The organism is Actinoplanes sp. NPDC048988, assembly GCF_043197815.1.
Taxonomy (GTDB): Bacteria; Actinomycetota; Actinomycetes; order Mycobacteriales; family Micromonosporaceae; genus Actinoplanes.
The window spans coordinates 606,426-632,916 of sequence record NZ_JBICTW010000003.1 but is presented as its reverse complement, the minus strand read 5'-3'; the positions used below and the strand labels follow the sequence as shown (position 1 = coordinate 632,916).

General features: G+C 72.9%; 13 protein-coding genes and 1 pseudogene (1 of these 14 running past the window's edge). 10 read left to right on the top strand and 4 right to left on the bottom strand.

The window, feature by feature from the left end:
- Nucleotides 1-20: 20 nt before the first annotated feature.
- Genes ACGFJ7_RS13750 through ACGFJ7_RS13740 form a run of 3 tightly spaced genes read left to right on the top strand, consistent with a single transcriptional unit; the run spans nt 21 to nt 2,557 of the window.
- Nucleotides 21-491 (top strand): MarR family winged helix-turn-helix transcriptional regulator, encoded by a 471-nt coding sequence (locus ACGFJ7_RS13750; RefSeq protein ID WP_392642353.1) that lies wholly within the window; start codon nt 21-23, stop codon nt 489-491.
- Nucleotides 488-1,261: an SDR family oxidoreductase gene (locus ACGFJ7_RS13745; protein WP_392642352.1), complete on the top strand. Its 774-nt coding sequence runs from the start codon at nt 488-490 to the stop codon at nt 1,259-1,261. Before ACGFJ7_RS13750 ends, ACGFJ7_RS13745 begins: the two co-directional genes overlap by 4 nt.
- Before the next feature lie 36 nt (nt 1,262-1,297).
- A complete protein-coding gene (locus ACGFJ7_RS13740; protein WP_392642351.1) occupies nt 1,298-2,557 on the top strand; it encodes an FAD-binding oxidoreductase in 1,260 nt (419 codons plus the stop codon).
- Nucleotides 2,558-2,611: 54 nt separating this feature from the next.
- Here the strand turns inward: ACGFJ7_RS13740 and ACGFJ7_RS13735 are convergent.
- The 4 genes and pseudogenes from ACGFJ7_RS13735 to ACGFJ7_RS13720 form a co-directional block, all read right to left on the bottom strand.
- Nucleotides 2,612-3,607: pseudogene (locus ACGFJ7_RS13735) on the bottom strand (acyltransferase); the annotation flags it as partial.
- Between the two features lie 157 nt (nt 3,608-3,764).
- Nucleotides 3,765-4,697, bottom strand: coding sequence for an ABC transporter ATP-binding protein (locus tag ACGFJ7_RS13730; protein ID WP_392642350.1), 933 nt, complete (start codon nt 4,695-4,697; stop codon nt 3,765-3,767).
- Between the two features lie 28 nt (nt 4,698-4,725).
- Nucleotides 4,726-5,778 (bottom strand): FecCD family ABC transporter permease, encoded by a 1,053-nt coding sequence (locus ACGFJ7_RS13725; protein WP_392642349.1) that lies wholly within the window; start codon nt 5,776-5,778, stop codon nt 4,726-4,728.
- A 37-nt stretch (nt 5,779-5,815) separates the two neighbouring features.
- Nucleotides 5,816-6,841, bottom strand: a complete 1,026-nt coding sequence (locus ACGFJ7_RS13720; RefSeq protein ID WP_392642348.1) for a FecCD family ABC transporter permease — start codon at nt 6,839-6,841, stop codon at nt 5,816-5,818.
- Nucleotides 6,842-7,014: 173 nt separating this feature from the next.
- Between ACGFJ7_RS13720 and ACGFJ7_RS13715 the strand changes: the two genes are divergently transcribed.
- From ACGFJ7_RS13715 to ACGFJ7_RS13685, 7 genes are all read left to right on the top strand, one after another.
- The gene (locus ACGFJ7_RS13715; RefSeq protein ID WP_392642347.1) at nt 7,015-8,025 is read left to right on the top strand and encodes an ABC transporter substrate-binding protein; all 1,011 of its coding nucleotides are present in this window, start codon (nt 7,015-7,017) and stop codon (nt 8,023-8,025) included.
- Nucleotides 8,026-8,625, top strand: a complete 600-nt coding sequence (locus ACGFJ7_RS13710) for a GNAT family N-acetyltransferase (protein ID WP_360258154.1) — start codon at nt 8,026-8,028, stop codon at nt 8,623-8,625.
- Between the two features lie 65 nt (nt 8,626-8,690).
- Entirely contained in the window at nt 8,691-8,939 is a 249-nt protein-coding gene (locus tag ACGFJ7_RS13705; protein ID WP_360258151.1) for a phosphopantetheine-binding protein, read from the top strand.
- Entirely contained in the window at nt 8,936-10,432 is a 1,497-nt protein-coding gene (locus tag ACGFJ7_RS13700) for a tryptophan 7-halogenase (RefSeq protein WP_392642346.1), read from the top strand. Before ACGFJ7_RS13705 ends, ACGFJ7_RS13700 begins: the two co-directional genes overlap by 4 nt.
- Entirely contained in the window at nt 10,429-10,644 is a 216-nt protein-coding gene (locus ACGFJ7_RS13695; RefSeq protein WP_360258146.1) for an MbtH family protein, read from the top strand. Before ACGFJ7_RS13700 ends, ACGFJ7_RS13695 begins: the two co-directional genes overlap by 4 nt.
- A gap of 85 nt (nt 10,645-10,729) precedes the next feature.
- Entirely contained in the window at nt 10,730-25,315 is a 14,586-nt protein-coding gene (locus ACGFJ7_RS13690; RefSeq protein ID WP_392642345.1) for an amino acid adenylation domain-containing protein, read from the top strand.
- A protein-coding gene (locus ACGFJ7_RS13685; RefSeq protein WP_392642344.1) for an amino acid adenylation domain-containing protein crosses the window boundary here: on the top strand, nt 25,312-26,491 show its 5' end (the start). 10,151 nt of this gene lie beyond the right edge of the window; 1,180 of the gene's 11,331 nt are visible here — the first part of the coding sequence; the start codon lies at nt 25,312-25,314; the stop codon falls past the right edge of the window. The genes ACGFJ7_RS13690 and ACGFJ7_RS13685 overlap by 4 nt, the downstream gene beginning before the upstream one ends.

Genomic DNA, 26,491 nt, shown 5'->3' with positions numbered 1-26,491 from the left:
AAAGTTCTAAGTTTGCTGACGTGTCAGGAAGAATGACGGCCGCGGAGCGGCGTGTATGGCAGAACTTCATCGTTCTGGGCGAGGCCGTGCGCCGGGAGGTGGGCCGGGACCTGTGGGCGGACGCGCAGCTCTCGGAGGCCGACTTCACCGTGCTCGCCCAGCTCGCATCGGCACCCGACGGCACCATGCGTTCCACCGGATGCGCCCGCGCGCTCGGCTGGGACACGGGCCGCCTCTCCCATCAGCTGCGGCGCATGGAGGAGCGTGGTCTGGTCCGGCGCGGCCGCGGCGAGCCCGGCGACGGTCGCGCCGCCGTCGTCGCCCTGACCGACGAGGGCCGCACGGCCTACCGCAAGGCCCTCGGTCCCCACCTGCGCTCGGCCCGGAGCTGGTTCACCGACGCCCTCGACCCTGAGCAGCTCGAACATCTCGACACCACCCTGCAGATCCTGCTTGACCACGTGCAGACGAAAGCTGAGCAGACCAAATGAGCACGACAACCGAGAAGCACACCCTTGAGGCGCCGGCGTGGGCCTCACCCGGCACCGACCTCACCGGCAAGACCGTGCTGGTCATCGGCGGCGCCGGCGGTGTCGGCGAAGGCGTCACCCGGACCCTGCTGTCCAGGGGCGCCACCGTGGTCGTCACGTCACGGCGGCAGAGCACGCTCGACGACTTCGCCGCCCGTGTCGGCGACCCGCGGCTCCGCGGCGAGACCCTGGACCTCCTCGACCCGGCGCTGCGCGAGCGCGCGACGGAACTGAGGACCGCCCACGGACCGTTCGCCGGTGTCGTGCTCAGCGTCGCCGACTGGGGGCGGCAGGGCCGCAAGCCGCTGCTGACACTCACCGACGCCGAGTGGGACGAGCTGATCGTGCAAAACCAGACCACGATCTTCCGCGCCTACCGCGCGTTCCTGCCGACGCTCACACCCGACGGGATGATCGCGCAGCTGAACGGCCTCAGCGCCGACCTGCCGTTCCCCGGCGCCGGCGGCGTCGCGCTGACTGCCGCCGCCACCAAGTCGATGACCAGGACGATCGCCGCCGAGCTGGGCGGCCGCGGCCCACGGGTCTACGAGGTGATCCTCGGCGTGATCCGCACCCGTGCCCGGCAGTTGGCCGGTGTCGACGACGAGCGCTGGATTCCGGCCACTCACGTCGGCACGCACATCGCCGAACTGGTGGCCGGCATCAGCCCGCTCACCGGCGACGACCTGCACTACTTCGTGGACCTGACCGAGGGCCCGCGCCCAGCTTGAGCCGCCATCCGGCGGTTCCGTTCGAGGAGCTTTTCGATGCTTGAAGTTGTGCGGCCCGGCGACCGGCTCTATCGCGCCGTCCGGGATGTCTACACGGCCACCGGCCGACCGGCCGCCGTGGCTCGTCCGGCCTCCACGCCCGAGGTCGTCGAGGCGTTGCGGTTCGCTCGCGACGCCGGTGGCCCACTGTCGGTGCGCAGCGGCGGCCACGGGATCAGCAGCGTCGCGACCAACGTGGAGGGCACGGTCATCGACCTGGGCCTCCTGAACAGTGTCGAACGGATCGGCGACGACCTGGTTCGGATCGGCCCCGGCGCTCGATGGGGCGACGTCGCGGCGGCGCTGCATCCGTGGGGCCTGGCGATCAGCTCGGGCGACTCCGGCGACGTCGGCGTCGGCGGGCTCGCGACCACCGGCGGAGTCGGCCTGATGGGCCGGGCGCACGGGCTCACCATCGATCACCTGGTCGCGGCCGAGGTCGTCACCGCCGACGGCACGGTGCGGCGGGTCGACGCCGAGCAGGACCCGGACCTCTTCTGGGCGATCCGTGGCGCCGGAGCGAACGTCGGCATCGTCACGTCGCTCGACTTCCGGGCCGATCGGGTGCCGGTGGTCGGCCGGGCCACTCTGCAGTACCGGGTGGACGACGTCGCACGGTTCCTGCGCGCCTGGGGCGAGACCGTCGAGGCCGCGCCCAGGGAGATCTCCGCCTTCCTGTATCTGATGGGCGGCGAATTCGCGCTCGCCACCATTGTCTACGCCGGCGACGACCCGCAGGGAGCCGGCCGTGCCTTCGGGCCCTTCACCGCCGTCGCGCCGGTACTCGGTCAGCAGGCGCAACTCGTGCCCTACGCCGGGGTGGTCACGGCCACCCACGCCCCGCACCGAGGACAACAGGGCGCGACCACGCACACCGGGCTCGCCGTCCATCTGGACGAGCCGATCACCGCCCGCCTGGCCGACCTCGCCGGAAGCGGCGCCGTGGAGATGCTTCAGATCCGCTCGACCGGCGGCGCGATCAACGACGTTGCCCGAGACGCCACCGCGTACGCGCACCGCCATCAGAACTTCTCGGTGACCGCCGTCTCCAGCATGCCCTTCGACGAGGCGTGGGAACGGGTGTGGCCGATGATGGACGGGCTGTACCTGAGCTTCGAGACGAGCTTTTCCACCGAACTGCTCGAAGCTGCCTTCCCGCCCGCGACACTCAGCCGCCTCCGCGACATCAAGCGCCGCGTCGACCCGGACGACGTCTTCAACCAGAACTTTCCGGTGGCGACCCCGGTCAGCCGCTGACGACCTGCCTCTGACAGGTTGTCGCTCCAGCTGCCGGAAGGCGAGGCAGAGGCCGACAAGAACCGCGGCGAAGGCCGGCAGCCACCCCAGCCGGGCGAGGACCCAGCCGGTACCGTCCGGCGTGGTGTGCAGGCCGGGCACAAGCCGGCCGGTAGTCAGGGCCACCGCGGTCACGGCGATCAGAGCGGTCTGGTGCCAGAGGAAGACAGTCATGGCATGCAGGTTGGCCACGGCCACCGGCATCCAGGCCGCCGGGCGTGAGAGCAGCCGGCGCAACGGATTCAGCAGAAGGCCGGCGGCCCCGCACTGGGCCAGGCCGAAGGTGACGGCCGCGAGGCTGGGCGGATCGAGATTGGAGAAGCCGTCGCCGGGCACGCCGACCATCGAGGCGGGATAACCGCACCAGCGAACGAGAACGACGGTCGCGGCGGCGCCGCCGAGGAGCAGCATCCACAACGTGGCGTGGTCTCGAAGCCGGCCTCGCGCCCACGCCATGCCGAGCGTGAACGGCACGGCCCAGCCGGCGGCCACGTTGATCCAGCCGAGCGCGGCGGGTCCGTCCAGGCCGAGTCGCACCAGGTCGACCATCGCGACAGTGGCTAGAGGCCAGGCCGGATGCAGACGGCGGAGCAGCGGCGCGGTGGCCGTCAACGCGGCGAACACCAACAGGAACCACAGCGGACTCGTCACCAGCCGTACCGGCGATCCAGGCGCGAGAAGCGCGATGACGCTCCATACGCCCACTAGCGCGGCGACCGGACGGAACAGCCTGGACAGGCGAGCTGAGATCCATGGGCCGTACCGCGGGCCGGGTCGAGTGACCAGCCCGCCAACCAGAAAGAAGACCGCGAGGGTCTGGAACAGCCAGCTCACCGGTACCAGGTGAGGCTGGTAGTGCAGTGGGCTCGCTATATGAAAGGTGCTGTCGAGTGCGGTGACCAGCCAGTGACCGAGAACCACGCCGAGCACGGCGACCGCCCGTAAGCCGTCGATGCCACGATCGCGGCCGGGCGGCGTCGCCGCGGAAATCCGCTGAACCAATGCCTTCATCGTCGCCCCTCGTGCCGGGAAGGTGTTGCCGACGAAGGTACGGAGCGGGGCCGGAGATGTCGTCAGACCACGGTATGACCGACCTCGGTATGACGACACCCGAGGCGTGAGGTGTGAAGCTTCTGGGGCAACGAAGACGGACCGGCAGGAGGCAGAGCTATGACGACCGCGGGAGAGGTACGACAAGCGGCGTACCAGTGGCCGGGTCCGGAACGACCAGAGCCGCCAGCCCGAACACGTCAGCCAGCAGCTCCACCGTGAAGACCGACTCGGGGGAGCCCTGCGCCACGACGCGACCGTCGTTCATGGCCACCACGTGGTGGGCGTACCGGGCCGCGAGATTGAGGTCGTGCAGCACCATGACGATGGTGCGGCCCCGCTCGCGGTGGAGGCGGGCCACCAGATCCAGCACATCGATCTGGTGGCTCAGGTCCAGATATGTCGTGGGCTCGTCCAGCAGCAGGACCTCGGTGCCCTGAGCCAGGGCCATGGAGATCCAGGCGCGCTGACGCTGGCCTCCGGAGAGGGCGTCCACCGGGCGCTCGGCCAGGTCACGCATGTCCGTCCACTCGAGGGCTTCGGTGACGACGCTCTGGTCGGTCGGCGACCACTGGCGGAACCAGTTCTGGTGCGGGTGCCGGCCCCGCATGACCAGGTCCGCGACCGTCAGGCCGTCGGGTGCGACCGGGCTCTGGGGCAGCATGCCGATGATGCGGGCGACCTCGCGGGTGGGCATCTTGTCGATGCGCCGGCCGTCGAGGAGCACCTCGCCGTCACGGGGACGCAGCAGACGGCCAAGGGCGCGCAGCAGCGTCGACTTGCCGCAGCCGTTCGGCCCGACCACCGCGGTGATCGCGCCGTCCGGGATGTCGAGGTCCAGCCCGTCCACGACGATGTCCTCGCCGTAGCCGAGCCGGAGCCCTCGCGCCCGCAGCCGCGGTGCCGGCTTGGGGGTGTCGGCGGCGGGGGAAGCAGCTGCGGGCGAAGCAGGGGAAGCGGGGGAGGAAACAGCGACGGGGGAAACCGCGGCGTCGGAGGCGATAGGGGCGCCTTGACCGTCGGTGAAGGGCGCTCCGTGGGCCGCGGTCATCGGCGGCGCTCCTCGGTCGTCGGGACGGTCATGCGGAAACCCTTCGATTGACGCGGACGAGCAACCACAGCAGATAGGGGGCGCCGACGATCGCTGTCACCAGGCCTACGGGCAGTTCGCGGTCGGGCAGGACCGTTCGGGCCGCCAGGTCCGCGGCGACGACCAGCAGGGCGCCGAGGATCGCGGAGACCACCAACGGGGGACGGGAGCCTCCGCAGAGACGGAGGGCGACCTGGGGGACCAGGAAAGCGACGAACTCGATCGGGCCGGCCGCCGCTACCGCCGCCGCGGCCAGGGCGACCGCGGTGAGGACGACCGCCAGGCGGGCCAGTTGCAGGCGAATGCCGAGGGCCTGGGCGACGTCGTCGTCGAACTGCATCGCCTGGAGGGTGAAGGCGGTGGCTGTCGCGAGGGGGAGGAGGACCACCAGTGCCAGGGAGAGTGGACGGACCTGGGTCCACTCGGCGCCGGCGACCGAGCCGTTGAGCCAGATCGTGGCCCGGGTGGCGTCGACTATCTCGGCCCGGACCAGGAACCAGGAGACGCCGGCGGTCAGGATCTCGCCGACGCCTATGCCGACCAGTACCAGGCGGAAGCCGTCTATGCCGCGGCGCCAGGCGAGTACGTACACGAGCACGGCGGTGACCAGAGCCCCGGCCAGCGCGGCGAAGGGCACCGCGGAGGAGGAGTAGCCCAGGACGATGACGGCCACCGCGCCCAGGGATGCCCCGTGGGTCACGCCCAGGACGTCGGGGCTGGCCAGGGGGTTGCGGGCGAAGGTTTGGGTCAGCGCGCCCGAGACGGCCAGGGCGGCGCCGACCAGGAGCGCGACGAGAACGCGGGGGAGGCGCAGGTCGAGCACGATCAGTTTTTGGGCCGCGGTGCCGCCGCCCAGCAGGACCTGGACTACGTCGCCGGGGGCGATCGTGAAGCTGCCGTGGCCGATGCTGACGACGGCGATCGCCAGGGCTGCCACCAGGCCGGCGGTGCCGACCGCGACCGTGCGCGGTGACACCGTGCCCGAGACGGGGCCCGCCTGGACGACGCGGCGGCCGGCGGGCGTGACGGGTGCTTGTGTCATGGGCCTTCCGTCCCGCGATCAGCAGTGAGAACAGGGGTCAAAGCTTCACCACTCCGCGGCGGCGGCGAACGAGGGCTATGAAGAAGGGGGCGCCTATGACGGCCAGGACGATGCCGGTTTGAAGCTCGCCGGGGCTCACCACGACGCGGCCCAGGACGTCGGCCAGCAGGAGCATGGCCGCGCCGGCCAGGGCTGAACAGGGGATCAGCCAGCGGTGGTCGGGGCCGGTAAACGTGCGGGCCACGTGGGGGACGATCAGGCCCAGGAAGCCGATCGGGCCGCAGGCGGCGGTGGCGGCGCCGGCCAGCAGGACTATGGCGGCCACGCCTACGACTCTGGCCGTCGTCACGCGCTGGCCCAGGGCGCGAGCTATGTCCTCGCCCAGGCCCAGGGCGTTGAGGGCCGGCGCGTTCACGACGGCCAGCAGGAGGCCGAGCAGGATGAACGGGAGCACCTGCACTGCCACGTCGGCGTCGCGGCCGGACAGGGAGCCGACGACCCAGAAGCGGAAGACGTTCAGGCTGGCGTCGTCCGAGAGGAGCAGGGACTGGGTGAACGAGGACAGCAGGGCGCTGATCGCCATGCCGGCCAGGGCCAGCGTCACGGGGGTGGGGCCGCCTCGGCGGCCGGAGGCGATGCCGAAGACGGCCACGCTGGCGGCCAGGGCGCCGGCGAAGGCGAACCAGATGTAGCCGGTGAGTTGGGCCGTGCCCCACTGGATGCCGATCACCACGGCGAACGACGCGCCGGCTGAGATGCCGAGCAGGCCCGGGTCGGCCAGCGGGTTGCGGGTGTGGCCCTGGATCAGGGCGCCCGCCGCGCCCAGGGCCAGTCCGACCAGGACGCCCAGGACGGTGCGGGGCAGGCGCAGCTCGCGGACGATCGCCGTGGCCGGTGCGGCCGGATCCGGGTTGGTCACCGCCTGCCAGACCGCGGCCGGGCTGAGCCACTGGGCGCCGATCGCCAGGCTCAGCACCACTGCCACGGCAACCGCCGCGAGCAGCGTGGCCAGCACCCACAACCTCCGGGATGGACCGGCACGCCGGATAACGACCGCCGTCATGACCCTCCCATCAGAACCGAACCGAACGAGGGGCCCGTGCCAACTAGTGGGGGACAGTCTCGTGCAAAGCGTCGATGGAAGGTTAGCCTTACCGAAACTCTCACACGGCCTTGCCCCCACGAACCGGCGTCGCTTAGCTTAGGCAAACCTAACTTGCGAACGTGAGGTCCGAGATGTCCTTAGCCAGACGTGTCTTCGCGGCGGGTGTCGCCGCCACCGCCGGGCTTGCCCTGCTCAGTGGGTGTGGAGGCGACGACGCCGATCAGGTGGCGGCGCCGGGGGCGTCCACCGCCGCGGCCGCCAGCTTTCCGGTTTCGCTGACCCATAAGCTCGGCACGGCCGAGGTCAAGGCCGCTCCTCAGCGGATCGTGGCCCTCTCCGACGCCGATCTGGACGCTCTGCTCATGCTCGGCGTGCAGCCCGTCGGCGTGGCCGAGTCGTCCGGGCCGGACGGTGTCACCGCGTGGGCCAAGCCGCTGCTCACCTCCAAGCCGGCCGTGCTCACCGCCGGCGACACCGGCTTCGACGTCGAGAAGATCGCGGCGCTGGCGCCCGACCTGATCCTGGCCGGCGGGGACTACTACATCGACGACGAGTACGCCAAGCTCAGCAAACTCGCGCCGACCACCGCGTACGAGACCACCGGCGCCTTCGAGGATCCGTGGCAGACCACGCTCAAGCAGGTCGCCAAGGCCATCGGCCAGGACGCCAAGGCCGCCCCGATCATCGCCGACGTCGAGGGCAAGATCGCCAAGGCGAAGGCCGATCACCCGGAGCTGGCCGGCAAACAGTTCTCGCTCAGCCAGATGTGGGAGGCCGGCTCGATCGGCGTGCTGCGCTCCGACAAGGACGCCGGCGTCAAGATGCTCAACGACTTCGGCATGAAGCTCGCCCCGGCTGTCGCCGCGCTCAAGGGTGACGACTTCGCCGTTCAGCTCAGCCTCGAAAAGGTGGGCGTGCTCGACGCCGACACCACGCTCGTCTACTACGCCGAGCCGTCGCTGCAGCCCACGCTCGAGGGCAACACCCTGTTCAAGAACCTGGGCTCCGTCAAGCGCAAGTCCTACGTCGCCCTGACCGGTCCGCAGTTCAGCTCGCTGCGCACCCCGACGCCGCTGTCGGTGCAGTACATCATCACCGACGTCCTGCCGACGATCGCCACCGCGGCCAAGGCGGCTTCCTGAGTGTCCACCCGTGAGGTGACGGCTGGTCTCGCCGCGGCCGTGGTCGCGGCGGGGCCGCCCCCGGCGCCCGTCCTGGCGCCGCCCTGGTCCCATCGCCTGCTGTCCCCGGACGGCCCGGATCCCGAGCTTGTCAGCCGCTGGATGAACGAGCCGCACGTCGAGCTCTTCTGGGATCAGGCGTGGTCGCCGCGGCGGTGGGCCGGCGCCATCGCCGAGCAGCTCCAGGGCGACTTCTCCCGGCCCTACATCATCGAGTACGAGGGTGAGCCGCTCGCGTACGTCGAGATCTACCGGACGCCACGCGACGTCGTCGGGCAGGTGTACGACGCCGGCCCGTACGACCTCGGAATCCACCTGGCCATCGGCGACAAGGCGCGGACCGGGCGCGGGCTCGGGCGGGCCATGGTGCGAGCGATCGCCAACGGCCTTACCGAAAAAGACCCCCGTACGCGGAAGGTCCTGGCCGATCCGGACGAGCGGCACACGGTGGCCCGGCGCATGTTCGAGGGCGCGGGTTTTCAGTTCCTGGGTGTTCGAGATCTTGGACACAAGCGAGCTGCCCTGCACATCTACGACTTATCCGTAGAAAGAGGCAGATGAATCCTTTACTCACGCGAAATCATCAGGTAAGCCTTACCTAACAAACCACCGAAGGAAGAGCGCTGATGACCGCATCCCTGAGCCTCGAACGTCTGCGCGGCGACGTCGCCGAGGTGCTCGCCGAGGAGCCCGGCACGTTCGCCGACGACGACAACCTCATCGACCGCGGCCTCGACTCGATCCGGCTCATGAGCCTCGCGACCCGGTGGCGTGAGGCCGGCTTCGAGGCCGGCTACCTCGATCTGGCGCAGGAGCCCACCGTGAAGGCTTGGTACAACCTAGTGACGGCGCAGCGAACCGAGGCTCAGCGATGAGCCCGGTCGTCGAGAACGTCGACGTCGTCGTGGTGGGCGGCGGCCCCGGCGGATCCACCGTCTCGACCCTGCTCGCCAAGCGCGGCCACAGCGTGGTCCTGCTGGAGAAGGAGAAGTTCCCGCGCTACCAGATCGGCGAGTCGCTTCTGCCGTCCACAGTGCACGGCATCGGCCGCCTGCTCGGCGTCACCGAGGAGCTGGAGAAGGCCGCGTTCATGGTCAAGCGCGGCGGCAGCTTCCGCTGGGGCACCAACCCCGTGCCGTGGAACTTCCTGTTCGCCGTCGCCCCCGAGCTCTCCGGGCCCACCTCGTACGCGTACCAGGTCGAGCGCCTGAAGTTCGACGAGATCCTGCTGCGCAACGCCGCCGCCAAGGGCGTCGACGTGCGCGAGGAGAGCCCGGTCGCCGAGGTCGTCGCCGACGACGAGCGGGTTCGCGGGGTCCGGTACACCGGCGCGGACGGCGTACAGCACGAGATCCGGGCGTCCTTCGTGGTCGACGCCTCCGGCAACCGCAGCCGGATCCACCAGAACGTGCGCGGCGAGCGGATCTACTCCGACTTTTTCAAGAACATCGCCGTCTTCGGCTACTTCGAGGGCGGCAAGCGCCTGCCCGCCCCCGACTCCGGCAACATCCTGTGCGCCGCGTTCGACGAGGGCTGGATCTGGTACATCCCGCTCTCCGACACGCTCACCAGCGTCGGCGCCGTCATCTCGCGCGAGCACGCCGCCAAGCTCCAGGGCGACCCGGAGAAGTCGCTGCGCGGCTTCATCGACCGCTGCGAGATCGTCAAGGGCTTCCTGTCCGAGGCGACCCGGGTCACCGAGGGCACGTACGGCGAGATCCGCACCCGCAAGGACTACTCGTACACCAACAGCTCGTTCCACCGGCCCGGCATGGTGCTGGTCGGCGACGCCGCCTGCTTCATCGACCCGGTCTTCTCCACCGGCGTGCACCTGTCGACGTACGCCGGGCTGCTGGCCGCCCGGTCGATCAACAGCGTGCTGGCCGGCGACATCAGCGAGGACCGCGCCTTCGAGGAGTTCGAGGGCCGCTACCGCCGCGAGTTCCGGGTCTTCTACGAGTTCCTGTCGGCCTTCTACGACATGCAGAGCAACGAGGACTCGTACTTCTGGAAGGCCCGCAAGGTGACGAACTTCGAGGCGACCGACCTCGAGGCGTTCGTGACCCTCGTCGGTGGCGTGCACTCCGGCGAGCAGGCCTTCACCAACGCCGACGCGATGGTCGAGGAGTTCCAGAAGTCGTCGGCCGGGCTGGCCGACGCGGTCGAGCGCACCGGCAGCATGCAGACCGAGTCCGGCGAGCGCATGCACCACCTGTTCGGCACGCCGGTGGTGCGCGAGGTGATGACCGAGATGAACAACATCCAGGTCCGCGGCGTGCGCGGCGCGGACGCGTTCGAGGCCCCGCTGCTCAGCGACGGCTTGGTGCCCAGCCCGGACGGTCTGGCGTGGACGGAGGAGGCCAAGTGACGACGAACCCCTTCGAGGACGAGGACGGCCGCTATCTGGTGCTCGTCAACGACGAGAACCAGCACTCGCTGTGGCCGGTCTTCGCCGAGGTCCCGGCCGGCTGGCGGATCGTGTTCGGCGAGGACAGCCGGGCCGCCTGCCTCGAGTACGTCGAGAAGAACTGGACCGATCTGCGCCCCAAGAGCCTGATCGACCGTATGGACGCCGCCTAACCCGACGCCCTGCCCCGCGGACCGCCGCGCCGATCCCGGCGCGGCGGGCTCCGCCCTGCGCTCAGCACCACAAGGAGCCACGACCGTGCCCGATCCCCTCGAACTCTCCGCCGCCCAGGCGGGTGTCTGGTTCGCACAGCACCTCGACCCGGGACCGGCCTTCACCACCGCCGCGGCCGTCGACATCGACGGCGACGTCGACCCCTCGCTCTTCGAGCGGTCCCTGCGGTGGGTGCTCGGCGAGGCCGAGGCGCTGCGCGCCCGATTCGTGGGTACGGCGGAGGAACCGCGCCAGGAGATCGTGGCCGCACCGGACTGGCGCCTTCAGGTCCTCGACCTCGCCGGCGCGGACGCCGACCGCTGGATGCGGGCAGACCTCGCCACCCCCATCGATCTGGCACGCGGGCCGGTGTTCGCGGAGGCGCTGATCCGCCGGGGACCGGGGCGCTGGACCTGGTACCAGCGCTGCCACCACATCGTCATGGACGCCTACACCTCGGCCCTGGTGGCGCAACGGCTGGCCGCCGTCTACACCGCGCTGTCCCGCGGCGAGGAGCCGTCGCCCAGCCCGTTCGGGTCGCTCGCCGACGTGGTGGCCGAGGACCGGGCGTACCGGGAATCGCCGAAACGCCTGGCCGATCGGGACTTCTGGCGGAATCGGCTCGCCGGCCTGGAGGTGCCCGATCTGGCCGCCGGCCCGGCCCGGCCCAGCCCCACGTTCCGGCGCCGCCGCGTCGTGCTCTCCGGCCTCGCCGGCCTCGACCGGCTGGGCGCGACCCGGGTCGAGGCGATCCTGGCCGCCACCGCTCTCTACGTGCACCGGCTCACCGGCGCCGACGAGGTCGTGCTGGGCCTGCCCATGATGGGCCGGCTCGGTTCGGTGGCGGCCCGGGTGCCGGTCACCGCGGTCAACGTGGTGCCGCTGCGGATCCCGGTCAGCCCGGCCCGCAGCGTCGGCGACCTGGTGCGCCGGGTGGCCGACGAGGTCAAGGCGATCCGGCCGCACCAGCGGTACCGGGGCGAGGACATCCGCCGCGATCTCGGCCTGGTCGGCGGCGAGCGGCGGCTCGTCGGGCCGTGGGTGAACATCAAGCCGTTCGGTGCTTCGCTGAGCTTCGCCGGGATGCGGGGCACGCCGCGCTACATCGCGGCCGGGCCGGTCGACGACCTGTCCATCACCGTCGACGACCGGGGCGGGAACGTCCTCGAGGTCGTCCTCGACGCCAATCCGGCCCGGTATTCCGAGGCCGACCTGGACGCGCACGCGGACCGGTTCGCCGCGCTGCTCACCACCCTCGCGTCCATCGATCCGGCCGTTCCGAGCGGCCGGGTCGGGCTGGCGGGTGCTCCGGCGATCGACGACACCGTTCACGCGCTGCCGGACGAGAGCTTCGATTCCCTGTGGCGCAACCAGCTTTCCCGTACGCCGTCGGCCGTGGCCGTGACGACACCGGACGGGACGGCGCTGACCTACGCCGAGCTCGACGTGCGGGTCGGTGAGCTCGCGCGCCGGCTGGCCGGGCTCGGGGCGCGGCCGGGCCGGATCGTCGCGATCCGGTTGCCGCGCACGGCCGAGCTGCTGGTCGCCCTGCTCGCGGTGCAGCGGACCGGGGCCGCCTACCTGCCCCTCGACCCGTCCTTCCCCGAGGAACGGCTCGCCTGGATGCTGACCGACAGCGCGCCCGCCCTGCTGGTCGACGGGGACGGCGTCACCCCGTTGGAGCGGCCGGGACCCGTCAGCGCGGACGCGGCGTACGTCCTGTACACCTCGGGCTCGACCGGCCGGCCCAAGGGCGTGGTGGTCACCCGGCGCAACCTCGTCAACTTCCTGCTGGCGATGCGGTCGCTGATCCCGCTGACGGCCGGGGACCGGCTCCTGGCTGTCACCACGGTCAGCTTCGACATCTCCGCCCTGGAGCTCTACCTGCCGCTGCTGAGCGGGGCCGCGGTCGTGGTCGCGGCCAAGGAATCGGTTCAGGACCCGGCCGTTCTCGCCGCCCTGGTCGCCTCGACCGGCGCCACCGTCGTGCAGGCGACTCCGACGCTGTGGCGGGCGCTGACCGACGTGCCGGGCGGAACGTCGGCCGTGGCCGGGCTGCGCGTGCTGGTCGGCGGCGAGGCCCTGCCGCCGGACCTGGCCGCCGCACTGCGCGCGAGCGCCGCCTCGGTCACCAACCTCTACGGGCCGACCGAGACGACGATCTGGTCCACCGCCGCCTCCGTCGACGGTGCGGAAGTCACCGTCGGCCGTCCTGTCTGGAACACTCGCGCCTACGTCCTGGACGCGGCGCTGCGGCCGGTGCCGGACGGGTTCCCGGGCGAGCTCTACCTGGCCGGCGAAGGCGTGGCGCTCGGCTACCTCAACCGGCCCTCGTTGACGGCTTCCCGTTTCGTGGCCGACCCGTTCGTGCCGGGCGAGCGCATGTACCGCACCGGCGACCTGGCCCGGCGGCGCACCACCGGTGAGTTCGACGTTCTCGGCCGCGTGGACCATCAGGTGAAGCTCCGCGGTTTCCGGATCGAGCTCGGCGAGGTCGAGGCCGCGCTCGCGGCGGCCGACGGCGTCCAGCGGGCTGTCGCCCTGATCCGTGAGGACCGGCCGGGGGACCGGCGTCTCGTCGCCTACTTCGTGGGCGGCGCGGCACCGGCCGATCTGCGCCGGCTGCTCGCCTCCGAACTGCCCGACTACATGGTTCCGGCGGCCTTCGTGCCGCTGGACGAGCTGCCGGAGACGCCCAACGGCAAGCTCGACCGCAACGCCCTGCCCGAGCCGGACCTGTCCGGCGGCGGGGCCGAGGAGGCGCCGCGCACCCCGCAGGAGGAGATGCTCGCCGGCGTCTTCGCCGAGGTGCTCGGGGTGCCCGGGGTCGGCCGCCGCGACGACTTCTTCGCGCTGGGCGGCCATTCGCTGCTGGCGGCCCGGGTGGCGTCCCGGGCCCGCACCCTGTTCGGCGCGGATCTGTCCCTGCGCGACGTGTTCGACGCGCCGACCGTCGCCGGCCTGGCCGCCCGCGCCGGCACGGTCCGCCCCGCGTCCACCATCACCCGGGGCGCCGGCACGGAGATGTCCTCCGCCCAGCGGCGCCTGTGGTTCCTGTCCCGCCTGGACGGGCCCAACCCGACGTACAACCTGCCCTTGGCTCTGGAACTGAGCGGCGACCTCGACACCGGGGCTCTGCAAGCGGCCCTGGTCGACGTGGTGGAACGGCACGAGCCGTTGCGCACGGTCTTCGCCGACCGCGACGGCGAGCCGTATCCGGTCGTGCGGGGCGCCGAGATCGGGCTGCGGACCGGGACGTCGATCGCCGGCGCCGTCCGCGAGCCGTTCGACATCACCGCCGAGATCCCGATCCGGGCCGTCCTCGCCGGCGACGTCCTGCTGCTCGTCGTGCACCACATCGCGGGCGACGAGTGGTCGCTCACGCCCCTGCTCGACGACCTGGCCACCGCGTACGCGGCCCGGCGGCGCGGCGAGGCGCCCGCGTGGACGCCGCTGCCGGTCCGCTACGCCGACTACGCCGCCTGGCACAACGGCCTCGACCTCTCCGCCCAGGTGGACTTCTGGCGGACGGCCCTGGACGGCGCGCCCGCCACGCTGCGCCTGCCCACCGACCGGCCCCGGCCGGCCCACCCCGGTGAGCACGGCGGCACGGTCACCTTCCCGGTCGACCCCTCGGTGCGCGAGCTGGCCCGGCGGCACGGCGTCACGCTGTTCATGACCGTGCAGGCCGCGGTGGCCGCCCTGCTGCACCGGATGGGCGCCGGCGACGACATCCCGCTCGGCACGCCGGTCGCGGGTCGCGGCGACGACGCGCTCGAACGGCTCGTCGGCTTCTTCGTCAACACCGTCGTTCTCCGGACGGACGTCGGCGGCGATCCCTGCTTCGCCGAACTGCTCCGGCGGGTCCGGGACACCGATCTGGCCGCCCTGGCCCATCAGGATCTGCCGTTCGAGCGGCTGGTCGAGGAGCTCAACCCGGCCCGGTCCCTGGCCCACCACCCGCTGTTCCAGGTGATGGTCTCCTATCAGGCCGCGCTGCCCGAGGTGGCCGGCTTCCCCGGCCTGACCGTCACGCCACGGCTCATCGACACGGGTACGGCGAAGTTCGACCTCACCTTCGACGTCGCGGAACGGCCCGAAGGCCTGATCGGCACTCTGGAATACCGGTCCGACCTGTTCGACCGGGAAACCGTGGTGGCCCTCGCCGCGCGGTTCACCCGGCTGCTGGCCGCGGTCACGGCGGCGCCGGACCGCCCGATCGCCGACATCGACCTGCTCAGCGACGACGAGCGCCGGGCGATCATGTCCGATTGGCAGGGGGTACGCCGGGAGGTCGCACCTCGCGGCCTGGCCCAGCTCTTCGCCGAGCAGGTGGCCGCGAGGCCGGACGCCGTGGCCGTGGAGGACGGCGAGCGCACGCTGACCTATCGCGAGCTGAACTCCCGGGCCAACCGCCTGGCCCACCGGCTGATCGCGGCCGGGGCGGCCCCGGAGCGGGTCGTGGCCGTACGGATGCCGCGCTCGGCCGACCTCCTGGTGGCCCTGCTCGCGGTCACGAAGACCGGCGCGACTTGTCTGCCGCTCGACGTGCATCACCCGGCCGAGCGGATCGCCCACCAGATCACCGACGCCGCACCGGTTCTCACCGTCGAATCCCTCGGCTCCCTGGCCGATCTCAGCGACGAGGATCCGGCTGTCGTGGTCGACCCGGCCACCGCGGCGTACCTCATCTACACCTCGGGATCGACCGGCCGCCCGAAGGGCGTCATCGTCCCGCACGCCGGTCTCGCCACGCTGGTGGAGTCGGTCCGGTCGGTCTTCGGCGCGGGACCCGGGAGCCGGGTCGCCCAGTTCGTCTCGCCGGCCGTGGACGTGGCCTTCAGCGAACTGGCCGCCTCGATCCTGTCCGGCGGCACCCTCGTCATCGTGCCCGACGACGCCCGGCTCGGCGCCGCCCTGGGCGAGTTCGTCACCGACCGACGGCTGACCCACGCCGACCTCCCGCCGGCGCTGCTGGCCGCCCTGCCCACCAGCGCGATCCCGGCCGGTGTCACCCTGACCGTGGGCGGCGAGGCGACCACCCCCGACGAGGTACGGCGGTGGCGCGCCGGCCGCAAGCTCGTCAACGCGTACGGCCCGACCGAGGCCACCGTCACCGCCACCACCTGGGAAGCGGCCGACGGCCCCGTCCTGATCGGCCGGCCCGACCTCAACCGCACCGCCCACGTCCTCGACGCCCGCCTGCGCCCGGTCCCGCCCGGCGTCCCCGGCGAGCTCTATCTCGGCGGCGACGGCCTGGCCCGCGGCTACCTGAACAGTCCCGCGCTGACGGCGGCCCGCTTCGTGGCCGGCCCCTCCGGCAGCCGCCTCTACCGCACCGGCGACCTGGTCCAGCGCACGGCGACCGGCGAACTGGAGTTCCTGGGCCGCACCGACGACCAGGTCCAGATCCGCGGCTTCCGCGTCGAGCCGGCCGAGGTCGAGGCCGTCCTGGCCGGCCATCCCGCCGTCGCGCAGGTGGCCGTGGTGCCGCGCGAGGGCCACCTCGCCGCGTTCGCCGTCACGCGGCACGCCGTCTCGGCCGAGGAGCTGCGCGACCACGCGGCCGCGACCCTGCCCGGGCCGCTCGTGCCGGTGGTCGTGCTGCTCGACGCGCTGCCCGTCACGGCGAGCGGCAAGGTGGACAAGCGGGCACTGCCTCCGGTTACGGCCACGGCCGCGACCAGCGAACCGCCCGTGGGCCCGGTCGAGACCGCGCTGGCCGGCATCGTCGAGGGGCTTCTCGGGCTGCCGGTCGGCCGGCACGACGGGTTCTTCGCGCTCGGCGGCGACAGCATCCTCTCCATCCAGCTGGTGTCGCGGGCCCGGACGGCCGGGCTGAGAATCGCGCCGCGCCAGGTGTTCGAGCACCAGAGCGTCGCGGAACTGGCCCGCGTCGCCGAGGCCGTCGAGACGTCCCCGGTCGCGGAATCCGGGGCCGGAACCGTCCCCGAGACCCCGATCATCGCCTGGCTCCGGGAACTGGCCGCGCCGGTGGACCGCTACTCGCAGGCACTGCTGGTCCGTACGCCCGCCGGGGTGGATGTCGCCCAGGTGGTGCGCGAGGCGCTGGCGCCGCACGACCTGTTGCGGGCCCGCCTCGTTCCCGGTGCGCAGCGGTGGACTCTGGAGGTCCCGGAGGGACCGCTCGATCTGACCGTGCGGGTCGTCGACGCGCGCGGCCGGGAACTGGCCGGGCTGGTCGCGGCCGAGCGGGAAGCCGCCGCCGACCGGCTCGATCCGGCCGGCGGCGTGATGGTGCGGGCCGTCTGGTTCGACCGGGGGAGTGAGCCGGGACGGCTGCTCCTCGTCGCCCATCACCTCGTCGTGGACGGCGTTTCCTGGCGAATCATCGCCGAGGATCTGGCCGCCGTGTCCCGTGGCGAGCGGGTCGCCGCCGTCGGCACGCCGTTCCGGGCCTGGGCGCTCGGCCTCAACGCCGCCGTCTCCTCGCGGACGGCCGAGGCGGACCGGTGGCGCGCCATCCTGGACGGTCCGGTCGCCCAGCTCGGCGGGCGGCCGCTCGACCCGGCCCGGGACACCGCCGGAACCCTGCGCCAGGTCACCGTCACCGTTGACGCGTCCGTCACCACGCCGCTGCTGACCACGGTGCCCGAGACCTTCCGGGCCAGTGTGCAGGACGTGCTGCTGGCCGGTCTGGCCCTGGCCCTGGCGCGGCGCACCGGCCCGGCCGCCGAGCCGCTGATCGGCCTGGAGGGCCACGGCCGCGAGGAGCAGGTCGTCCCCGGCGCCGACCTCGTCCGTACGGTCGGCTGGTTCACCAGCGAATACCCGGTACGCCTGCCCGCCGCGGCCGGTGGACCGGCCGCCGTCGTGCGGGGCGTCAAACAGCGGCTGCGCGCGATCCCGGACGGCGGCGTCGGCTACGGTCTGCTGCGCTACCTCGGCGGCTTCGAACCGGCGAACGAGCCCGAGGTGCTGTTCAACTACCTCGGGCGCTTCGGGAACGCGGCGACGGCCGACTGGGCGCCGGCTCCCGAGCTCCCGGCCGCGCACGCGGTCGCCGAGCCGGAGATGCCCGTACGGCACCGGATCGCGGTCAACGTGGCCGCCGTGGACACGCCGGACGGGCCGGTGCTGCGGGCCTCGTTCGGCTATCCCGGCCGGGCGGTCGACGAGGACGATGTACGCCGGCTGGCCGACGACTGGCTGGCCGCGCTCGTCGCGGTACGGGCGGCGGCCAACGAACCCGGGGCCGGCGCCCTCACCCCGGCCGACGTGCTCCTGCCCGGCATCAGCGACCGGGAGCTGGCCGAGCGGTGGCCCACAGCGGTCGACGTGCTGCCGCTCTCGCCCCTGCAGGAAGGGCTCCACTACCTCGCCGGGCTCGACGATCAGACCGACGTCTACACCGTGCAGCAGGTCTTCACCCTCACCGGGCCGGTCGATCCGGACCGGTTGCGGTACGCGGCGGCGAGGCTCCTCGACCGCTATCCGAACCTGCGCGGGGCCTTCGACCGCACGGAGGACGGCCGGCCGGTCCAGGTCGTCCCCGGTGCGGTCGAGGTGCCGTTCGAGGTGACCGACGCCGGTGACCTGGACGCGCTGCTGCGCCGCGAGCGGGCCCGGCGCTTCGACCTGGCCACGCCGCCGCTGCTGCGGTTCGTGCTGGCCCGCGTCGGCGCCGGCGACCACCGGCTGATCCTCACCCAGCACCACCTGCTCATGGACGGCTGGTCGGGCCCGCTGGCCGTACGGGACCTGTTCGCCTTCTACGCGGGCGCCGCCACCGAAGCGCCGCGCCCGTACCGCGACCACCTGGCCTGGCTGGCGCAGCAGGACCCGGCGGCCACCGAGGCCGCCTGGCGGGACGCGTTGCGCGGCCTCGAGGAGCCGACCCTGGTCGCCCCCGGCGCCCCGGCGGTCGCCGCGCTGCCCGAGGTGGCCGAGATCGTCCTGGACGAGACCGAGACGGCCGCCCTCTCCGCGGCGGCCCGAGGACACGGGCTGACCCTCAACACCGTCGTCCAGGGCGCCTGGGCGCTCCTGCTGGCCGAGGTGACCGGGCGTACGGACGTCGTCTTCGGCGCCACCGTCTCCGGCCGGCCCGCCGCGCTGGCCGGCGTCGAGGACATGGTCGGCCTGTTCATCAACACCGTGCCGGTCCGGGTCCGGCTGCGGCCCGAGGAGAGCTGGCCCGAGCTGCTGCGCCGGGTGCAGGCCGAGCAGGCCGCCCTGCTGGATCACCAGCACGCGAGCCTGGCCGGGATCCAGCGGCGGGCCGGGCTCGGCGACCTCTTCGACACGCTCACCGTCTTCGAGAGCTACCCGGCCGGAACGGCCGTGCCCGACGCGGGCGACCTGCGGATCGGTGGCGGCATCCCGGTCGACGCCACGCACTACCCCCTGAGCCTGGTCGTCGTGCCGCAAAGCCGGCTGCGCCTGCGCCTCGAGCACCGGCCCGATCTGTACGACGCGGCCGCCGCCGGCCGCCTCCTGAGCCGCTTCCGGGCGCTGCTCGGCGCTTTCGTCTCCGCCCCCGCGACGACGATGGCGAGGCTGCCGATCAGCGGACGGAAAGCCGAGACGACCCTCGCAGTGCCGCCGACCCTGTTGCTGGACGAGTTCGACGCGACGGTCCGGCGGACCCCGGATGCGGTTGCTCTGCGTTTCGGTTCGGTGTCTTTGACGTACGCCGAGTTGCGGGCGCGTGTGGAGCGTCTGGCTCGTGTTCTGGTGGCCCATGGGGCTGGTCCGGAGAAGGTTGTGGCGGTGTTGTTGCCGCGGACCGAGGACGCGATCGTGGCGTGGTTGGCGGCGTTGAGGTCGGGCGGCGTGTATCTGCCGATCGATGTGGATTACCCGCGTGAGCGCGTCGACTATCTGCTGGCGGACGCGGCTCCGGCGGTGGTGGTGACGCCGTCTTTGCTGGCGGAGACAGCCGACGTGGCGCTGCCTGCCATCGATCGGCGCTCGGGTGCCTATCTCATCTACACCTCGGGTTCGACGGGGCGTCCCAAGGGCGTTGTTGTGGAGCATGCCAGCCTGGCGAATCTGTTCCATCATCACCGGGCGCGGGTGTTCGCGGTGCAGCGGCGTCTTGCGGTGGCCCTGTCGGCGGCGCTGGTCTTCGACACGTCGTGGGAGGGGTTGCTCGGGCTCGTCGCCGGGCATGAGCTGCACCTGCTCGACGACGAGACCCGCCGCGACCCGGCGCTGTTCGCCGGTTACGTCGACGCGCACGGGATCGACTTCCTCGACGTCACCCCGTCGCTCGCCGGGCCCCTGGTCACCGCCGGCCTGCTCGCCGCCGGACGCCATTACCCGGCCGTGGTCGCGCTCGGTGGCGAGGCCGCCGACCCGCACATCTGGGCCGCCCTGCGGGAGGCGCCGGACACCAGGGGCATCAACCTGTACGGCCCGACCGAGTGCACTGTGGACACGCTGATGGCCGACGTGGCCGACAGCGAGACGCCGCTCGTCGGCCGCCCGATCGGCAACACTCGGGCGTACGTCCTGGACGACTGGCTCCGGCCGGCCGAGACCGGCGAGCTCTACCTGTCGGGCGCTCAGCTCGGCCGCGGTTACAAGGACCGCGCCGGGCTGACCGCCGCCCGCTTCGTGGCCGACCCGTGGGCGCCGGGGGAGCGGATGTACCGCACCGGCGACGTCGTCCGGTGGACCGCCGACGGCCGGCTCGAATACGTGGGCCGGGCCGACGACCAGGTGAAGATCCGGGGCTTCCGGGTCGAGCCGGGTGAGGTGGCGGCGCTGCTGAGCGAGCATCCCGCGGTCTCGCAGGCCGTTGTCGTCGCGGTCGAGGGGCGCCTGGTGGCGTACGTCGTGGGCGAGACCGCGGGACTGCGGGAGTGGGCCGCCGACCGGATGCCCGGCCACCTGGTTCCGGCGGCCGTCGTCGGGCTCGAGGCCCTTCCGGTCACGGTGGCCGGCAAGGTGGACAAGCGGGCGCTGCCGGTGCCCGACTTCGGCGCGCTGGCCGGCGACGACACCCCGCGTACGCCGGCCGAGGAGATCCTGTGCGGGCTGTTCGCCGAGGTTCTCGGCCTGCCGAGCGTCGGCACCCACGACGACTTCTTCGCACTGGGCGGTCATTCGCTGACCGTCACCGCGCTCGCCGCCCGCGTCCGGGCCGCGTTCGGGGTCCCGCTGGCCGTGCGCACCGTGTTCGACGCGCCCACGGTGGCCGCGCTCGCCACCCACGTGGAGCGCGGTGGCCCGCAGGCCGGACTGCCGGAACTCGTCGTGGCCGAGCGGCCCGACCCGCTGCCGGTCTCGCCCGCGCAGCACCGGCTCTGGTTGCACCAGCAGCTCAACGGCCCCGGCCCGGCCTACAACGTGGCGTTCGCGCTGCGGCTCGACGGCCGGCTCGACGCGCCCGCGCTGCGCGCCGCCCTGGACGACGTGCTGGCCCGCCACGAGAGCCTGCGCACGGTCTTCCCGGCCGTCGACGGGCGGCCCGTGCAGCGGATCCGGGCCGAGGCCCGGCCGTCGTGGCGGCAGGTCGAGGTGGAGCACGAGGACGAGCTGCCGGAGTTGCTGGCGGAGGCCGCGCGCTACGGGTTCGACCTCGGCGCCGAACTCCTGGTCCGCCCGCATCTGTTCGTCCTCGGCCCGGACCGGCACGTCCTGCTGCTCCTGCTGCACCACATCGTGACCGACGAGTGGTCCGAGGGGCGTCTCGTGGCCGACCTCGGCGCCGCCTACGCGGCCCGGGCCCGTGGGGCGGCGCCGGACTGGGCGCCGCTGCCGGTCCAGTACGCCGATTACGCGCTCTGGCACCACGAACTGCTCGACTACGTGCGGGAGCGTCAGCTCGACTTCTGGCGGACCGCCCTGGCCGGCGTGCCGGCCGAGCTGGAGCTGCCCACCGACCGGCCCCGCCCGGCGGTGGCCTCGCACGGCGGTGGCATCGTCCCGTTCGAGGTCGCGGCCGACGGCCATCGGCGCCTTCGGGAGCTGGCCCGCCGTACCGGAACCACGCCTTTCATGGTGGTCCAGGCCGGATTGGCGGCGCTGCTCAGCCGGCTCGGCGCGGGCACCGACATCCCGCTCGGCAGCCCGGTCGCCGGCCGGGCCGACCAGCGCCTCGACCAGCTCGCCGGATTCTTCGTCAACACGCTGGTGCTGCGGGCCGACGTGAGCGGTGACCCCACCTTCGGCGAGCTGCTGCGCCGGGTGCGGGCGACCGACCTGGCCGCGTTCGGCCACGCCGACGTGCCGTTCGAGCGGGTCGTCGAGGCGGTCAACCCGGAGCGGTCGCTCGGCCGCAACCCGCTGTTCCAGGTGATGGTCGCCTTCCAGCACGTGCCGGCCGAGGAGCCCGGCCTGCCGGGCCTGGCCACCTCGCCGCTGCCCGTCGACACCGGGGTGGCCCAGTTCGACCTCGGCGTCGTCGTCACCGAGCGGCACGGGGTGGACGGGCTGCAGGGCATCATCGAATACAGCACCGACCTGTTCGACCGGGAGACCGCGGCCACCCTGGCCGAGCGGCTGGCCCGGCTGCTGACCGGCGCGGTCGCCGGCCCGGACCGCCGAGTGTCCGAGTTGGACATCCTCTCGGCCGCCGAGCACGAGGCGCTGGCCACGGGATGGCAGGGCGCCCGCGCGCCCACCCCGGAATCGACGCTGCCCGGCCTGTTCGCCGCCCAGGTGAGCCGGACCCCGGACGCCACGGCGATCGAGGACGGCGACCACACGCTGACCTACGCCGAGCTCGACGCGGTCACCAACCGGCTCGCCAGGCGCCTTCAGGAGCACGGGGTGGGCCCGGACCGGATCGTCATGGTGCTGCTGCCGCGCTCGGCCGGCCTGTTCGTGGCCGAGCTGGCCGTGGCCAAGGCGGGCGGCGCCTATCTGCCGGTCGACCCGTCCTACCCGGCCGAGCGGGTGGCCGCCCTGGCCGAGGACGCCACACCGGTGCTCGTCATCGCCGCCCCGGACGCGACCACCGTGCCCCCGGGCGTGCCGGTCCTGCACCCGGACGACGTGGGGGACGACTCCGCGGTGGTCTGCCCCGGCCTGCGGCCGGCCCACGCGGCGTACGTCATCTACACCTCCGGCTCCACCGGCAAGCCCAAGGGCGTGGTCGTGCCGCACGCCGGGCTGGCCGACCTGTCCGAGACGTTCGCCGAGTTGTGGCGGGTGGGCGAGGGCAGCCGCGTCGCCCAGTTCGCGTCGCCCAGCTTCGACGTCACCGTGGCCGAGCTGGCGGTGTCGCTGCTGCGCGGCGCCACCCTCGTCATCACCCCGGAGGCCGACCGGCTCGGCGCGCCGTTCGCCGCCTTCGTCCGGGAGCGGAGGATCACCAACTTCGCCCTGCCGCCGGCCGCTCTGGGCGCTCTCCCCGAGGGCTCCCTGCCGGCCGGGGTGACCGTGGTGACCGGCGCCGACCGCTGCCCGCCCGAGCTGGTCCGCCGATGGACGGCCACCCATCGGATGCTCAACGCGTACGGGCCGACCGAAGCGACGGTGAACTCGACCTATTGGGAGTGCGCCCCGGACGGCCCGGTGCTCATCGGGCGCCCGGACCGCAACAAGAGCGCGTACGTCCTCGACGCCGCGCTTCAGCCGGTCGCGCCGGGCGTCGCGGGCGAGCTGTACCTGGCCGGGGCCAGCCTGGCCCGCGGCTATCTCGGGCGCCCGGCGCTGACCGCCGAGCGGTTCGTGGCCGACCCGTTCGGCGCGCCCGGCACCGCCATGTACCGCACCGGCGACCTGGTCCGGCGCACCCGCGACGGGCAGCTCGAGTTCCTGGGCCGGGCCGACGACCAGGTGAAGATCCGGGGCTTCCGGATCGAGCCGGGGGAGGTCGCCTCCGTTCTCGTCGAACACCCGGGCGTGCGGTACGCCGTCGTGGTCGCCCGCGAGGGCCGCCTCATCGGCTACGTGGAGGGCGAGGCGGCCGGCGACGAGCTGCGAACCTGGCTCGCGGGAAGGCTTCCCGACTATCTGGTGCCCGCCGTTGTGGTCGTGCTCGACGCGCTGCCCCGTACGGCCGCGGGAAAGATCGACCGGACCCGCCTGCCCGAACCGATCCTGGAACGGGCCGTGGAACGGCCGGTGACAGTGGTGCAGGAACTGCTCGCCACGCTCGTGGCCGACGTGCTCGGTCTCGACGAAGTCGGCGTCCAGGAGGGCTTCTTCGCGCTCGGCGGCGACAGCATCGTGGCGCTGCAACTGGTCGCCCGGGCCCGCGCGGCCGGTCTCGAACTGACCGCCCGGCAGGTCTTCGAACACCAGACCGTGGCCGCGATGGCCGAGGTGACCGAGGTGGCCGAGGGCGAGGCCGAACCGGCGGCGGTGGCCGTGGGCGAGGTGCCGCCGACCCCGATCATGGCCTGGCTGCGCGAGCTGGACACGCCGATCGACACGTTCAGCCAGTCGGTGCTGCTGCGGGTTCCGGCCTCGCTGACCCGGGAGGCGCTTCGCGGTGCCCTGCAAGCGATCCTGGACCGGCACGACACGCTCCGGGCCCGCTGGACCGGCGACGGCCTGGTGGTGCCCGCGGTGGGCTCGGTGACCGCTTCGGTGCGGGTCGCCGAGGAAGGCCCGCACGAGGAGCACGCGGCGGCGGTCCGCCGGTTGCGGCCGGCCGAGGGGCGGATGCTCGAGGCGGTCTGGTTCCCCGGCGAGGCGCGACTGTTGCTGGTCGCCCACCATCTCGTCGTCGACGGTGTCTCCTGGCGGGTGCTGGCCGAGGACCTGGCGGTCGCGGCCGACGGCAAGACCCTCTCCCGGTCCGGTACGTCGGTCCGGGCCTGGGCCAGGGGACTCGCGGCCGCGGCCCGGGACCGGGCGGCCGACCTGCCGTACTGGCTCGACGTGGTCGACGGGCCGGTGGCCGCCATCGGCGCCCGCCCGGTCGTCCGGGGCGACACGGTCGCGCGGCTGCGCCACCACACCGTACGTCTCACCGCCGAGCAGACCGGGCCGCTGCTGACGGCCGTGCCCGAGGCCTTCCACGCCGGGGTGCAGGACGTGCTGCTCACCGGCCTGGCCCTGGCCGTCCGCGCGTGGCGGCCGGCCACCGCCGAGCACGGCGTCCTGCTGCGCCTCGAAGGCCACGGGCGCGAGGAGCAGCTGGTGCCGGGCAGCGACCTGACCCGGACCGTCGGCTGGTTCACCACCGAGTTCCCGGTCCGGCTCGACCCGGGCGGCGACGACCCGGCCGCCGCCCTCAAACGCGTCAAGGAACAGCTGCGGGCCGTGCCCGACAGCGGCGCGAGCTACGGGCTGCTGCGCTATCTGCACCCGGGCGCGGCCGAGGCGCTGCGTGGCCGTCCGGCGCCGGAGATCCTGTTCAACTACCTCGGCCGGATGGCCGCCGACGACGGCGACTGGGTCGCGGCCACCGAGAACGGCACCCTCGGCGACGGCCTCGACCCGGCCTTCCCGGCCGGGCAGGCCCTGGAGATCAACGCCGCCACGGCCGATCTGCCCTCCGGGCCGGAGCTCGACATCCGCCTCTCCTACCTGGACGGCGTGCTCACCGAGGCGGACGTGACCGCCCTCGGCGAGCGATGGCTGGCCGCCCTTCAGAGTCTGCGCGACGCCGCGCGGGCCGGCGGCGGGCACACCCCCTCCGACCTCCTGGTCACCCTCAGCCAGGACGAGATCGACGAATTCGAGGACGAGTGGAGGCTTCTGTGACCAGCCCGGGCGGACTGCAGGACATCCTGCCGCTGTCGCCGCTGCAGGAGGGTCTCTACTTCCTGTCCACCTACGCGGCCGGCGGACCGGACGTGTACGTCGTGCAGCAGGTGCTGACCCTGGACGGCGAGCTCGACCCGGGCCGCCTGCGCGCGGCCGCCCAGGCCGTGCAGGACCGGCACGCCAACCTGCGGGCGGCGTTCCGCCCCCGCAAGGCGGGTCAGCCCGTGCAGCTGATCCCGGCCGCCCTGCCGGTCGAGTTCACCGAGGCCGAGCCGGGCGCGAGCGTCGACGAGGTCGCCGCGGCGGAACGGAACCGGCCGTTCGATCTGGCGCGGCCGCCGCTGCTGCGGTGGACGCTGGTCCGGCTCGGTGACCGGCGGCACGCGCTGGTGCTGACCGCACACCACATCCTGCTCGACGGCTGGTCGGCGCCGCTGCTCGTCCGCGACCTGCTCACCTTGTACGCGGGCGGGAAGCCGCCGGCCGTCCGCCCCTACAAGGACTATCTGGCCTGGGTCGCGCGGCAGGACCGGGGCGCGGCCGAGCGGGCGTGGCGCGACGCCCTGGCCGGCGTCGAGGAAGCGACACTCATCGCACCCGGCACCGAACGCGCCATAGCCGAGCCGTCGGCGATCGAGCGGCACGTGGACGTCGTCCGCGTGGCCGAGGTGGCCCGGGCGCGCGGGCTGACTCTCAACACCGTGGTGCAGGGCGCCTTCGCGCTCGTGCTGGCCGAGCTGACCGGACGGGACGACCTCGTGTTCGGGGCGACCGTGTCGGGACGGCCGGGCGCGCTGGCCGGCGTCGAGGACATGGTCGGGCTGTTCATCAACACCGTTCCGGTCCGGGTCCGGCCCCGCCCCACCGACACCTGGGCCGGATATCTGGCACGGGTCCAGGCGGAGCAGGCCACGCTGCTCGACCATCACCACGTCGGGCTCGCCGCCGTCCAGCGGCAGGCGGGCGCCGGCGCGCTCTTCGACACGCTCCTGGTCTTCGAGAGCTACCCGCTGGACGAGGACGGGCTGCGCACCTTGCAGGACACGGCCGGGCTCCGACTGGCCTCGGTCACCGGGAAGGACGCCACGCACTACCCGCTCACCCTGACCGTCGTGCCCGGGACCGCGCAGATCACGCTGGGCGCCGAGTACCGGGCGGACGCCGTCGACCGCG

Bases quoted from the DNA above. Each gene is read 5' to 3' on its own strand.
- ACGFJ7_RS13715 (WP_392642347.1), top strand. From the start codon at position 7,015: ATGTCCTTAGCCAGACGTGTCTTCGCGGCGGGTGTCGCCGCCACCGCC.
- ACGFJ7_RS13725 (WP_392642349.1), bottom strand. From the start codon at position 5,778: ATGACACAAGCACCCGTCACGCCCGCCGGCCGCCGCGTCGTCCAGGCG.
- ACGFJ7_RS13730 (WP_392642350.1), bottom strand. From the start codon at position 4,697: ATGACCGCGGCCCACGGAGCGCCCTTCACCGACGGTCAAGGCGCCCCT.
- ACGFJ7_RS13745 (WP_392642352.1), top strand. From the start codon at position 488: ATGAGCACGACAACCGAGAAGCACACCCTTGAGGCGCCGGCGTGGGCC.
- ACGFJ7_RS13740 (WP_392642351.1), top strand. From the start codon at position 1,298: ATGCTTGAAGTTGTGCGGCCCGGCGACCGGCTCTATCGCGCCGTCCGG.
- ACGFJ7_RS13720 (WP_392642348.1), bottom strand. From the start codon at position 6,841: ATGACGGCGGTCGTTATCCGGCGTGCCGGTCCATCCCGGAGGTTGTGG.
- ACGFJ7_RS13705 (WP_360258151.1), top strand. From the start codon at position 8,691: ATGACCGCATCCCTGAGCCTCGAACGTCTGCGCGGCGACGTCGCCGAG.
- ACGFJ7_RS13700 (WP_392642346.1), top strand. From the start codon at position 8,936: ATGAGCCCGGTCGTCGAGAACGTCGACGTCGTCGTGGTGGGCGGCGGC.